This is a genomic window from Streptomyces sp. RGM 3693 (assembly GCF_050471125.1).
Taxonomy (GTDB): domain Bacteria; phylum Actinomycetota; class Actinomycetes; order Streptomycetales; family Streptomycetaceae; genus Streptomyces.
Genome location: NZ_JBMPPQ010000003.1, coordinates 314,293 through 327,355, shown reverse-complemented (window position 1 = coordinate 327,355; position 13,063 = coordinate 314,293). Strand labels below are relative to the sequence as shown.

Genomic DNA, 13,063 nt, shown 5'->3' with positions numbered 1-13,063 from the left:
AGGACGCACCGCCCCTGTCAGGGCTTGGCATAAGGCTCTCCGAAGTGGGCGTGCCGGCGCCTGGCCATGGCCTCGTCCGGTCACGCGCGGGCATGACGGATCAGCGTTCCGCCCCTCCGGCCAACACTCGTCACGAGGAGTCGGCGCGGGAGCGGACAGGCGATCTGTCAGTGCGGATCGGAGGTATGCATAAGCGGCAGAGTAACCGTCTCCGACATCCGCACACCAGCCATTTCAGCCCCGCCCAGGACCCAGGTCGACGTCAACTTCCTTCCTGAGCAAGTAACTACTTCGCCCCGACCACAACGGCCGTGACGCTCCGTGAGCTCATCTCCTTTGCGCCCGTTCGCCCGCTGCCTCAACCTCGCCACCACCCGCCGCATCCTGAAACGCCTACTGCCGGGCGGTCTTTGAGGCCGCGCAGAGAGGCGGCGGGCGGGGCCGGCCGCCAGCCGAGACGGGCACAGGTTCCGTGACCACCGTGCTTCATGCTGGAGACCGTCTCTTCCGGTACGCCCTATGCGCGGTCGGCGCGTTCCACGAGTCCCTGGATGCCGTCGAGTACGCAGGTGAGGCCGAAGGCGAGGGGGTCGTCATCGGTGGGGATGAAGGCTCCTTCGGTGACGGCCCGGGTGAGGGCTGGGAATCGGTCGGCGTGCGCGGTGAGTTGGTGGGTGGTGAGGCGGTCCCACTCCTCGTTGCCCTCCTCGGTGGTGTCGAGTGTCTCCTGGGTGAGGTTGCGTACGAGGCTCACGACGAGGATGGCGGCGTCGTGACGCTGGCGGGCGGAGAGCCGGGTCGGTTCGAGGGCAGCCAGGACCGTGTCCAGCCAGGCCACTTGGTGCGGACCCATGGCCTGTCGTCGTAGTCCCGTCGCGGTCAGGATCCAGGGGTGGGCGCGGTAGACATCCCAGCAGGCGCGCGCCCAGGCTTCCAGACGGGTGCGCCAGCCGCCCGGGATGCTGTCCAGGTCGGGTGGATCGCTGAGCACCGTGTCGACCATCAGGTCGATGAGGTCGGGCTTGCCGGGGACGTAGCGGTAGAGGGCCATTGTGGTGACGTCGAGCATCTCGGCCACCCGCTGCATGGAAAGCGCCTCGAGACCTTCGGAGTCGGCGATCTCGATGCCGCGGCGGGCCACTTCGGCGGGCGAGAACTTCGGCTTCGGCCCTCGACGGGGCGCCACCTTCGCCGCCCCTGTCGCCGGGCTCCTCGCGCGCCGCGCGATCGTCCGCTCCCGGAACGCCCACCGGCTGCGCATCACCAACGGCCACGGCATCGACGAGCGGTCCTACGTACGGATTGGCGGACTCGACCAGTGGCTCTCCATCCGAGGCGAGGACCGCACCAACCCCGTCGTGGTGGAAGTGCACGGCGGCCCCGGCTCGTCCAACTCGATCCTGGCCAACGTCTCCCGCGACTGGGAACGGCACGTCACCCTGGTGCGCTGGGACATGCGCGGCACCGGAAAGACCCTGCGCCGCTCCGGCGCGGACGGTCAGGGCGAGATGACATTCGACCGGCTGGTCCAGGACGCCGTCGAGGTGGTGGAGCAGGTAAGGGCGCACCTCGGTGTACAGCGGGTCGTCCTGCTGGGATGCTCCTTCGGTAGCGCCATAGCAATGCGCATCGCGCGCAGCCACCCCGAACTCGTCAGCGTGTATATCGGGACCGACCAGAAGATCTTCGACGGCGGCCGGGACACCTCCGACTACTACGCCGCGCTGGACCGCATCGAGCAAGCAGGCAAGAAGAAGGAGCTGGCCGCGGTACGGGACATGGGCCCAGACCGGTGGGCCTGGAGCGCCGAGCAGTTCAGCCACTTCAGCCGCTTCGCTTCCGCCACCGACCCGCACACCTTCGCCGCGATGAAGTCCCTGGTGATGAAGTCACTGTGGTACTCGCCGCTGCACTCCCTGCGAGAGATCATCACCTTGATGTGGTGGCGCACGAACTGTCTCCAGGGGGAGGGTCACACAGCCGGGCTGGGGCTCGGGCCGAGGGGCGGAGTGCCCCGGCCTGCGGAAGCCAGTATGGCGGCGCCGGCGGGGTCGGCGGCCAGAGCCTCCTCGAAGCCGTTCTTCGGCAGCACCTTGTTCCTGGCGAGGGTGACTCCGCTCGGCGGGGTGTCGGCCTCGGCGGGGTGGTCGTCCCAGAAGTTGTCGAGGAAGGCCACGTTCTCCAGTGGGGGCGTCACCCGCAGCACGATCGGGGTGTCACTGCGGTGGACGACGTTGCCCTGCACGGTCACCCAGGCGGCTCCGTAGTCGGTGTAGAGGCCGAAGTTGTAGGGGGTGACGGTGTCGCGGATGACATTTCCGCGTACCAGGGTGCCGTCAGCATAGGAGGTCCCCTGTCGGCCGTTGAGGTAGATGCCGCCGCCGTCGGCCAGCACCGTCATGGTGTGGTGGATGAGGTTCTCGATGATCTGGACCCGGGCGGCCTGACTGCCGCCGGTGACGACGATCCCGCTGTAGGGCACGTCGTGGATCTCGTTGTGAGCCACCGTCACCTCGCGCGCGTCCATCACCCAGAGCGCGGGTGAGCCGTGGTACTCGCGGCCGATGCGGTGGATCAGGTTCTGCTGAATCCGGGTACCGGTGCCGGAGGCGACAGTCACGGCGCTTCCGGAGACGTCCTCGATCTGGTTGCCGACGATCGCGTTGTCGTGGCCCGGGCCGGCGAAGCCGATCGCCCCGGCGCCGAGCCGGGTGAACCTGTTGTCGTGAAGTGAGACCCGCACGGCGGCAGTGAACTCGACGTTGGCCGGCAGGAAACGGGGTTCTGTCGGGATCGTCAAATGGGCTTTTCCTTCGGCAAGTTCGACCTTCTGCAGCTCCCCGCCGCTGTAGTAGGTGTTGGCGAAGAAGTGCAGGAACCCGTGGGGTCCGTCCGGTTCGGTCCAGCCGGCGTGGGAGAAGGTCAGGCCACGCAGCGTCACATCGTGCAGCGGATTCCCCTCGGTCCCCTGGCCGACGACGAGCTTCTCCAGGACCGGGGCGATGATCTCGGCTTCGTCCGGGTTCTCCCCGGGCAGTGGCCGGTAGTGCAGGACGTGGCGCCCGGGGGTGCGCCGGTCGAGGACGAAGGTGCCCGGCTCGGTCAGGAAGCTCACGCTGTTCTCCGCCGAACTCGGCCGGGCCAGGCCGTCCCACTGTGTGTCCCGGCGGCTTTCGGGGCTCTCCGGCTCGTCACCGGCCCAGGTGGCGGTGTAGAGCTCACGCGCCCAGGTGAAGGCGGGCTGGACGAGGGTGATGGTCGTGGATCGCGTGTCGCCGGTGATCTCGGCGACCCGGCAGCGGGCCTCCGACCACGGGTACACCCACGGGAAGACGAACTCGATGCTCGTCGGGTCCTGCCAGCTCTGCGGATCCGTACTGTCCGTGACGTAACCGGTCTCAGTTTTCGTCACGTTTCCCGGGATGCCGGGGCTGAGCGAGGCCCTGGGCGCTCGGCGGCCGTTCACGTACAGCTGCCGGGTTTCCAACGAACCCACCTCGGCCTGCCAGGCGCCGTCCACCTCGCCGGGATGCCACCCGGTGATCACACGGCCGCCACTGACAACGACCTCCTCCTGTCGGGGAGTTCCGTAGCCGTAGGCCTGGTAGACGACCTGGTGGCCGTTCTCGCCCGAGTCTCCTGCGTCGGCGTCCAGGGCGAAGGGGGCTGCCAGGAAGTATGTTCCGGTACGGAGGTTGACCACGAGGTCGGCGTGGAGTGACGCGGTGCGGGCGCGGACGGCCCGCTGTGCGGCGGGCAGGGTGGCGAACGGCTGGTCGAGCGTGCCCGGCCAGGAATCGTGACCCCAAGGTGCGACGTAGAGCTGGTCGGGCTGTTCGTTGAGCATGGCTGTGCCTTCCCCCGAGTAGGTTTATGCCGTACACGGCTGCGTACACCATAAACGCCAGGCTAGGGTGGAGGTCAAGGATGGGAAGGTGACTGAGCATGACCGACGAGAACGCGGCGGCGGACCCTGGACGGACTGTCGAACTGCTCTGGGGCGCCAAGGCGAGCCACGGTAGAACAGGGCTGAACCTGGCTGCGATCGTCGCGTCGGCGATCGAGGTCGCCGACGCCGAAGGGCTGCCTGCGCTGTCCATGCGGCAGGTGGCCGAGCGGCTGGGCTTCACAACGATGTCGCTATACCGGCATGTGCCTGGCAAGGCGGAGCTGATCGAGCTGATGAGAGACGCCGTGGTCGGTGAACTCCACGTGGCCTCACCCGACGGCCCCGAGCCCGAGGGTGGCGACTGGCGCAGCGGCATGGAGGCGTGGGCCCGCGCGCACTGGGCCCTGCACCTGCGGCATCCGTGGCTTGTGCACACCGCCGGCAGTCGCCGTTTGCCCGGTCCGAACATCATGGCCGACTACGACCGCGCGCTGCGGATCGCCGAGGGGACGGGGTTGCAGGCTTCCGAGGTGGTCGCCGTGGTCTCACTGGTCGGCGGATTCGTGAAAACCGCCGCCCGGCAGGTCCATGAAGTCCTCAGCGAAGAACGGGATTCCGGCGTCTCGAACGCGCAGTGGTGGCGCAGCCGGGAGGAACTGGTCGAGCGCATGAGCCCGTACCCCGCGCTCGGTCGCCTGTGGCAGGCCGGTGGCTTCGACGAGCCTGAGGACCCCTTCGACTTCGGTCTGGCTCGCACTCTCGACGGCGTTGAACTGCTCATCCGGCGCCGACGTGATGAAAAATGTGACGTAACGGCGTTGCAGTCCCATGCAGGGCAGTGCGCGGTCTGCGGCGCCGAGTTCGACGGGGCGCGCCGCGGGCGTCCACGAGACTACTGCTCCCGCGCCTGCCAGCAACGGGCCTACCGGCAGCGCCGATCGGCGACCTCGGCATCCGACGGTTCTGGGGCACCTGTCAGTTCTGCTGGTAACGCCCTCTAGAAGATGGGCAGGTGGGCGGCCGGTCATGGCCGGCGTCGAGGGCGAGTGTCCCAGCGGTGGGTGGTCCAGGCTCGGCGGGATGAGGCTGCGGACGGCGATGATCGTGTCGGTAAGGTCGAAGAAGGCTTCGATGATGCTGCTTCGTCGTTCGTAGCAGCGTGCGAGTCGGTGTCCCACGCGAACCACCTGCCCGCCTGACCAACGGGCGGCACCAGGGTGCTCAGGCGAGGCTGCCCCTCCTGAGCACCCGGCCAGTTGAAGCGGCAGGGCATTGCCTAGGAAACGGTCCCCCACAACGGTGAACTTGCTGCCGGGTCTTTCGGTCTGGCCACCTTTCCAGACCAACGAAAAGCCCTGTTCAGCGAGTTGACACCGAATCACCAGGCTGGTGCCGGCGCGGTCGGTGCGAAGTTGTGCCCTCTCGTGCCGCGCCTGGACTTCTTGGAGCATTGCACTGTCGGCACCAGTGGGCAGGAGCGATGCCGAGCAGTGCGCCCATAGTCTCCAGAGCGCGCCCTTCCACAGAGAAGTCGCGAGGCCCTCAGCGGCGCTTGCGTCCCACTACATCGCCCCCGGCACCGTGTGAGGAGCGCGCATGAGCGCCAGCAACGTCTCTGGCCGGTACCAGCCGATCGCTGTGGTGGGAGCCGCCTGCCGGTTGCCCGGTGGCATCACCGATCTGGACGGATTGTGGCAGGCGCTGGAAGAGGGCCGGGACCTCGTCGGTGAAGCGCCCGCCGAACGGTTCGACGCCACCCGATTCATCGATACGAGCATGCCGCGCACCGGCAAGAGCTACACCGCCGCGGGTGGTTTCCTGGCCGATGTCGCCTCCTTCGATGCCGAGTATTTCGGCATCACGCCGAGGGAAGCCGCGCAGATGGACCCCCAGCACCGGCTCCTGTTGGAGCTGGCCGCGGAGGCGTTGGACAACGCCGCGATCGCCCCGCGCACGCTGGCGGGTTCGAATACCGCGGTCTACGTGGGGATCTGCGACGCCTCTTACGGTGGCCTGCAGTTCATGAGTCCGCGCTCGGTGAACGCCTACACCATGGTGGGGGCCGCGTCCTCGCTGGCGGCGAACCGGCTCTCACACTGCCTGGACCTGCGCGGCCCCAGTATGGCGATCGACACGGCCTGCTCGTCCTCCCTGGTGGCACTGGACCGCGCATGCCGCACGCTGTGGGACGGCACCAGCCGTACAGCGCTCGCCGCGGGGGCGAACGTGCTGCTCAGCCCGTATCACTTTGTGGGGTTCTCGCAGGCGTCCATGCTCTCGAAGCGAGGCAGGTGCGCGGCCTTCTCCGCCGATGCGGATGGCTTCGTACGGGCCGAGGGCGGCGGACTGGTCGTCCTGAAGAGGCTGTCGGACGCACGGGCGGACGGCGACCGGGTGCACGGGGTGATCCTCGGCAGCGGCTCCAACTGCGACGGCCATACAGCGGGGGTCTCCCTGCCCAACCCCGAGGCGCAGGAAGATCTGTTGCGCGGGGTGTACGAGCAGGCCGGGATCCAGCCCGATGAGTTGGTGTATCTGGAGGCGCACGGCACCGGCACTTTGGTCGGAGACCCGGCCGAGTGCCGGGCCATCGGCCGTGCGCTGGGAACCCGGCGGCAGACGGGGGTGTTGCCGATCGGTTCGGTGAAGTCGAACCTGGGCCACCTCGAACCGGCCTCCGGAATCGCCGGCCTGCTCAAGGCGCTACTGGTACTCCGCCACGGCACCGCTCCGGCTTCACTGCACAGCCAACCGGCCAACCCCGACATCGATTTCGCCGGACTGAACCTGGCTCCGGTGGCGAACCCCCTGCCCCTGCCGGCCACGTCGCGACCGGTGGTGGGCGTCAACTCCTTCGGCTTCGGTGGTGCCAACGCCCATGTCATCGTCGGCGCCGAGCCGGCGGTACCGGATGCCGCGGGGGCGGCCGAAGAGACCATGGCCGCCGCGCGCCCGGTTCTGGTCTCGGCACGTACCCCACAGGCCCTGCGGGAAGCAGTGTCCTGTATGGCCGAACGGCTCGCGCGGACCGAACCGGATCAGTTCTACGACCTCGCCTACACCGCGACCAGGCGACGGGGCGCACACCGGCACCGGGCAGTGGTGATCGCGGAGGGGCCGGCTGGCGGCGATCTTCCCGGGCGAACCGGGCGAAGAGGAGCAGGGAGGAGGAACCGGGGAGGCGCACGGGCAGCGCGGCGGGGCGGTCGGTGAGGCGGCGGAGCACGGCCGGGTTGCGTTCGTGTTCTCCGGCAACGGGGCGCAGTGGGCGGGTATGGGCGCCGATCTCCTGGACGGTGCCGGGCCCTTCGTCACCGCGCTCGCGGCAGTGAATGCGGCGCTGCTGCCGCATCTGGGCTGGTCCGTGGCGGAGAAGCTGGGTGCGGTCACGGAGGCCGAGTTGGCGGCGACCGAGGTTGCCCAGCCACTGCTGTTCGCCGTACAGATCGCCGTGACGGCCGTGCTGCGTGCGGGCGGCATCACCCCGTCCGCCGTATTCGGGCACAGTGTGGGTGAGGTGGCTGCCGCGCACGTCGCCGGGGCACTGAGTCTTGAGCAGGCGGCGCGGGTCATCGCTGAGCGGTCCCGGGCCCAGGCGGAGACCGCCGGCCGCGGGCGGATGGCGGCCCTCGCCCTTCCGCCGGAGAAGGCCGCCGAGGTCCTTGCCGACTACCCGGAGCTGGAGTTGGCGGCGGTCAACTCGGACCGTGATGTGACCGTCTCCGGCCCCCAGGATGCCCTCCTGAGCCTGGCCGCCGACATGAGCGCACGAGGCACCGTCTGCACGGTGCTGGAGCTGGACTACGCCTTCCACTGTGCCGCCATGGATGCCCTGCGCGAGCCGCTGCTGCGGGCCCTGGACGGTTTGGCGCCCTCCCCGGCCCACCTGCCGCTGTTCTCCACGGTGACGGGAGCACGGATCGACGGCACCGAGCTGGACGCCGCCTACTGGTGGCGGAACGTGCGCGAGCCCGTGCAGTTCGGCCGCACGGTCGGGGCCGCCATGGAACACGGCGTGGACATCTTCCTGGAGCTGGGGCCGCATCCCGTCCTACAGCCTTACCTGCGCCGAGCCACCGGCCGGCCCCGCGCGGGGGCCCAGGCCGTCGTGCCCACGCTGCGCCGCGCGACGGACGGCGGCCAGGCACTGCACACGGCAGTCGAGGCCGCCATCGCCGCCGGCGCCGACATCGACTGGAGGAGGTACTTCCCCCGCCCGGGCCGGGTGGTGGACCTCCCCGCCTACCCCTGGCAGCGCGAGCACCACTGGAGCGGAACCCCCCACGACTGGGTGTCCAGCAGCGGCAACGGCCAGGTGGAGCACCCCCTGCTGGGGGAGCGGATGCCCGGCCCGCATCCGCTGTGGCACGGTGCCGTGGAACCGGCGCTGGTGCCGTGGATCGCCGATCACAAGCTGGCGGGGTCCGTCGTCGTACCCGCCGCCGCCTATCTGGAGATGGCCCTGGCGGCGGGCGAACGGACCCTGGGGACGGCGGTGTCGGTGGACCGTATGGACATCAGCAGCCCGCTGACCATCCCCTGGGCCGAAGCCTCCAGCGTCCACACTCAGCTCGCGGTGAACCCGGATGACGGGGTGGTGACCATCACCAGCACCGAAGAGGGCACCGGCGATCCACGGCCGCATGTGCGCGCACGAGTGCGGCGACGCATCGGCAGCGCCCCCGGCCCCTTGGACCTGGCCGGCCCCCGGGCCCGCTGTACCCGCCGCATCGCCGCCGCCGAGCAGTACGCGGAGCTGGCGGAGAGAGGATTGGGTTACGGACCCTCGTTCCAGGTCCTGACCGAGCTGTACGTGGGGCCGGGCGAGGTGCTCGCCAGCTACCAGCAGGACGGCCCGAGGCGACAGTTCACGGTGGACCCCACTCTGCTCGACGGTGCGCTGCAGTCCGGCGCACCCTTGCTGGAGGGGATCACCGTCGACGGCGATGCCTACCTGCCCTCAGCCTTCGAAGCGGTTCGTGTCTGGCGCGCTCCCGCCGCCACCGGCCTTGTGCACGTACGCGAGCGGTCCTGCGCCCCGGTCGAAGTGTGCTGGGACATCACCCTCACCGACGAGGACGGCACGGTCACCGTCGAGCTGGAAGGCTGTCGTCTGCGCCGCCTCGCCAGCCCCATGCACGCACCCGTGAGCCGGCATCACACCGTACTTCGTGCTGCCCCACATGCCGCCACCCCGGCCGTGCCGAGCCCACTGCCCGCCTCCCAGCTCATCGCCGCCGCCTCCGAGGAGCGGATCGCGGAACTGCACAGGGACTGGCGGCCGTTGAGGATCTCCGAGGCAATGGAATGGGCCCAGAAGGGCATCGCCGCAGTAGTCGCGGCAGCCCTGACGGACCTCCTGCCCGACCCTTCGGAGTCCTTCACGCTGGCCGAGTTGACCGCGGCAGGCATGCTGGCCAAGTACGTTCCCCTGATGGAGGTGGAGCTGCCGGCGCTGGAGCGGCACGGTTACGCCACGCGCACGGTATCCGGCCACTGGACTCTGACTTCCGCCGGACGGAATTCTTCGGACACAGTCAGGTCAGCATTGCGGGAGTTTCCCCGCTCGATCAACGAGACCGCGCTGGTGGTGCGCAACGGCACGCGAATGCTGGCGACGCTCCGCGGGGAATGCGACCCGCTGGAGGTGCTGACCAGCGAGGGAGCGGCACACGCCCTGGAGCAGTTTTTCGACACCGCGCCCTTCTGCCGCTTCCACAACCGCATCGCGCAGACTCTCGTCGACGAGATGGCGCGGCGCTGGCCGGCCGACCGCCCGCTGCGCGTCCTCGAAGTCGGCGCCGGCACCGGCGGTCTGGCCGGCGCCCTGCTCCCCGTTCTGCCGCCTGACCGCACCACGTACGCGTACACCGACGTGTCGGGGTTCTTCCTCCCGCGCGCCCAACAGCGCTTCGCGCATTACGACTTCGTGCAGTACCGCACCTTCGATCTCGACGTGGATCCGGGAGACCAGGGTCTGGCCGAGGGCAGCTTCGACTTGGTGGTGGCGGCCGACGCCCTGCACACCTGCAAGGACCTCACCGCCACCCTGGAGCGGATCGCCGCCCTCCTGACCCCCGGTGGCCGTCTGCTGAGCTTCGAGAACCACAACCCCGAAACGCTGATCCCCTGGTACGGGACCGTGGACGGCCTCTGGCACCACCACACCGACCGTGGGCTCCGCCCGTGCTCCGCCCTGCTGCTCCGGGAGGAATGGCCGCCGCTGCTGGAGCGATGCGGCTTCACCGACATCGTCCAGACCGGGGACGACTCCGCATCGGCCCTCACCTCCGCCTCCGTCGTACTGGCCACCGCACCCCAGAGGCCCCGTGCACTTCCGCCCGCACCTCGTGTCGGTCCGGAGCGTGCGACATTCGTCATCGTCACGGAAACGCCCACCGAGGAGCCGCTCGCCGGCTCCGTGGCGGAGTTGCTCGCGGCGGGGGGACGGCATTCGGTACACCTCCTCCAGGCCGAGGAGGACGTACGCGCATGGCGAGGCGACGCCGGTGAGACGGCGGCGGAACTCCATCTGGTACTGATCCTGGCCGACAGCGCACCCTGCGACGTCAGCGAACTCACCGGGTGTACCGCTCAACGGGCAACTCTGCTGTGCAGTTTGGCGCAGGCCGATGAAGGCCGACGACCACACGGCCGCACCTCGCTGTGGCTGGTGACCCGTCCCAGCGGCGCCCTCCCCGCTCCCGAGCGTGCCCGGACCCCCGCCGACGCGGCGGCCTGGGGCATCGCCCGCACACTGGGCAACGAGTACCCGGACCTGTCCGTCCGCCGCATCAGCCTCGAGCGGTCCGACTCACCGGCTACGGACGCGTCCCCGCTGGCCCGCGAGCTGCTCACGCCCTCGGACGAAGACGAGATTCTCCTCACCCGCGAGGGGCGATTCGTCCCCCGCGAGATGCCGCTACCCGCCACACCCGCCCGCGCTCCGGGCCATTACACCCTGGACGTTCACAGCCCCGGCCTCTCCTACACCCTCAGCTGGAAGGCGGCCGAGCCCCGGGAGCCGGGCCCCGGGGAGGTCACGGTGGCGGTGCGGGCCGCCGCGCTGAACTACCTGGACGTCATGTCGGTGACCGGTTTGCTGCCATCCGAAGCCAGCGAAGGGACCCTGTACACGGCGCCCGGCATGGAGTGCGCCGGCATCGTCACCGCCGTGGGGCCCGGGGGCAGCGCACTGGCCGTCGGCGACCGGGTCTTCGGCCTCGCGTCCGCGACACTCGCCTCCCACGTGACCACACCGGCTCGGTCGATGCGGCACATCCCGGACGGCATGACCTTCGAGTCCGCGGCGACCCTTCCGGTGGCCTTCTCCACCGTGCACTACAGCCTGGAGCACCTGGCCCGGCTCCGGCCGGGTGAGACGGTCCTGGTGCACGGCGGCGCCGGTGGTGTCGGGCTGGCCGCGCTCCAGTTCGCCCGGATGCGCGGTGCGCACGTCATCGCCACCGCGGGCAACGAGATCAAACGCGATCTGCTGCGGGCCCTCGGCGCCCAGCAGGTGCTGGACTCCCGCACCCTCGACTTCGCCGGTCAGGTCGGCCCCCTCACCGGCGGGCACGGCGTCGATGTCGTCATCAACTCCCTCGCCGGTGAAGCCATCGACCGCAGCTTCGAACTGCTCAGGCCCGGGGGGCGGTTCATCGAACTGGGCAAGCGCGACATCTACCAGAACAAGCCACTCTCCCTCGCACCGTTCCGCAACAACCTGGCCTTCTTCGGCGTGGATCTGCTCTGTCTGATGCACCGGCCCGACGAGGCACTCGCCCTGGTCGAGGAGGTCGGCGAGCGGGTACGCGAGGGTGCTTACCGGCCGCTGCCGCACACGGTGTTCCCGGCGGCGCGCGTGCGCGAGGCATTCGAGCTGATGCAGCACTCCCGCCACATCGGCAAGGTCGTGGTCGCCTTCGACCCCCTCGACGAACCCGTCACCGTCGAAGCGGCCCCCGCCCGCCCCGCCCTGGATCCGCGGGGTACCTACCTCATTACCGGAGGGCTCAGCGGCTTCGGGGCCGCCACCGCACACTGGCTGGCCGACCGTGGAGCCCGCCACCTCGTCCTGGTCGGCCGGCGCGGGGCGGCCACCCCCGAGGCCCCTTCTCTTCTTGACGCGCTGACCCGCCGCGGCGTGCAGGTGACCGCGCACGCGGCCGACTGCACGGACACCGAGACCATGCGTGCGCTGCTCGACGGCATCGACGCCGGAGGTCAGCCGCTGCGCGGCGTGGTGCACTGCGCCATGCACCTCGACGACGCGCCCCTGAGCGAGCTGTCCGAGGAGCGCTTCGCCGCCGTGCTGGCCCCCAAGGCGGGCGGCGCACTGGTGCTGGACCGGCTCACCCGCGACCGGAGGCTCGACCTGTTCCTCCTGATCTCCTCGGACGCCGCGTACGTCGGCAACCTCCACCAGGCCCCGTACGTCGCGGGCAATCTTTTTGTCGAAGCCCTGGTCCGGCAGCGACGCGCAGCCGGACTCCCCGCCCAGGCCATCGCCTGGGGCGCGCTCGGCGAAACCGGATACGTCATCCGCAACGACCTGGCCGCCCAACTCTCCGCCATCGGCTTGGAACCCCTCAGCCTCCGCGACGCATTCGCCGCCATGGACGATCTGCTCACCCGCGACACCCCGGTGGCCGGAGTCTCTCGCTGGAACTGGGGCCGGGCCCGCGCATTCGCCTCCACCCTCAGCTCCCCGCGCCACAGCCTGCTGATGCCGTCGCACGGCCAGACGGGCGGTCGATCCCGTGAGGAGCTCCTCGCCCAACTGGCCGGCCTGCCCCCGGAAGAGGCGCGCGTCGCGGTACAGGCCGCCATCACCCAGCTGCTGGCCAACGTCATGCAGATGGACCCGGACGCCCTCGATCCGCAACGCCGGCTGGACGAGTACGGGCTCGACTCCCTCATGGCCGCCGAACTCCTGACTTCCACACGCCATCAATTCGACATCGACATCCCCCCGATGGAGTTCCTGCGCAGCGGCCGCACCATCGACGGCCTCACCACCCTGCTGCACCTGCGCCTCGGCCTGAACAACGACCAGGCCACGGTCGCCGAGCCCACAGTCCCGCCCACCGACCTGCCCAGCCAGCGGCCCCTCACTTCCGAAACTCCCGAACCTCCCGCACTGCCCGTACCGCGAGCCTGAGAGGAATAGCG

Annotated in this window: 5 protein-coding genes and 2 pseudogenes; 4 read left to right on the top strand and 3 right to left on the bottom strand. The window is 69.8% G+C overall.

The annotated features are described in order from the left end of the window. Nucleotides 1-517: 517 nt before the first annotated feature. Nucleotides 518-1,087, bottom strand: a complete 570-nt coding sequence (locus tag ACO0M4_RS30070; RefSeq protein ID WP_430374229.1) for a TetR/AcrR family transcriptional regulator C-terminal domain-containing protein — start codon at nt 1,085-1,087, stop codon at nt 518-520. On the opposite strand from ACO0M4_RS30070, the pseudogene ACO0M4_RS30065 reads away from it, so the two are divergent. Next, nucleotides 1,086-1,919 (top strand): annotated as a pseudogene (locus ACO0M4_RS30065) (alpha/beta fold hydrolase); the annotation flags it as partial. The gene ACO0M4_RS30070 and the pseudogene ACO0M4_RS30065 overlap by 2 nt on opposite strands. Nucleotides 1,920-1,972: 53 nt before the next feature. On the opposite strand, the gene ACO0M4_RS30060 reads toward ACO0M4_RS30065, so the two are convergent. After that, nucleotides 1,973-3,847 carry a right-handed parallel beta-helix repeat-containing protein gene (locus ACO0M4_RS30060; protein WP_430374228.1) on the bottom strand — a complete coding sequence of 625 codons (1,875 nt, stop codon included), beginning with the start codon at nt 3,845-3,847 and terminating at the stop codon, nt 1,973-1,975. Nucleotides 3,848-3,945: 98 nt separating this feature from the next. Between ACO0M4_RS30060 and ACO0M4_RS30055 the strand changes: the two genes are divergently transcribed. Then, nucleotides 3,946-4,890, top strand: a complete 945-nt coding sequence (locus tag ACO0M4_RS30055; protein WP_430374227.1) for a TetR/AcrR family transcriptional regulator — start codon at nt 3,946-3,948, stop codon at nt 4,888-4,890. A 23-nt stretch (nt 4,891-4,913) separates the two neighbouring features. Here ACO0M4_RS30055 and ACO0M4_RS30050 read toward each other — a convergent pair. After that, a pseudogene (locus ACO0M4_RS30050) lies at nt 4,914-5,061 on the bottom strand (IS5/IS1182 family transposase); the annotation flags it as partial. A gap of 424 nt (nt 5,062-5,485) precedes the next feature. Between ACO0M4_RS30050 and ACO0M4_RS30045 the strand changes: the two are divergent. Together ACO0M4_RS30045 and ACO0M4_RS30040 are read left to right on the top strand one after the other, a co-directional pair. Then, entirely contained in the window at nt 5,486-7,102 is a 1,617-nt protein-coding gene (locus ACO0M4_RS30045; RefSeq protein WP_430374226.1) for a beta-ketoacyl synthase N-terminal-like domain-containing protein, read from the top strand. Nucleotides 7,103-7,130: 28 nt separating this feature from the next. Continuing rightward, the gene (locus tag ACO0M4_RS30040) at nt 7,131-13,052 is read left to right on the top strand and encodes an SDR family NAD(P)-dependent oxidoreductase (RefSeq protein ID WP_430374225.1); all 5,922 of its coding nucleotides are present in this window, start codon (nt 7,131-7,133) and stop codon (nt 13,050-13,052) included. The last annotated feature ends 11 nt before the right edge of the window (nt 13,053-13,063 follow it).

What these genes read in the sequence shown, in the direction of transcription:
- ACO0M4_RS30070 (WP_430374229.1), bottom strand. Translation starts at nt 1,087, where the DNA reads ATGCAGCGGGTGGCCGAGATGCTCGACGTCACCACAATGGCCCTCTAC.
- ACO0M4_RS30060 (WP_430374228.1), bottom strand. Translation starts at nt 3,847, where the DNA reads ATGCTCAACGAACAGCCCGACCAGCTCTACGTCGCACCTTGGGGTCAC.
- ACO0M4_RS30055 (WP_430374227.1), top strand. Translation starts at nt 3,946, where the DNA reads ATGACCGACGAGAACGCGGCGGCGGACCCTGGACGGACTGTCGAACTG.
- ACO0M4_RS30045 (WP_430374226.1), top strand. Translation starts at nt 5,486, where the DNA reads ATGAGCGCCAGCAACGTCTCTGGCCGGTACCAGCCGATCGCTGTGGTG.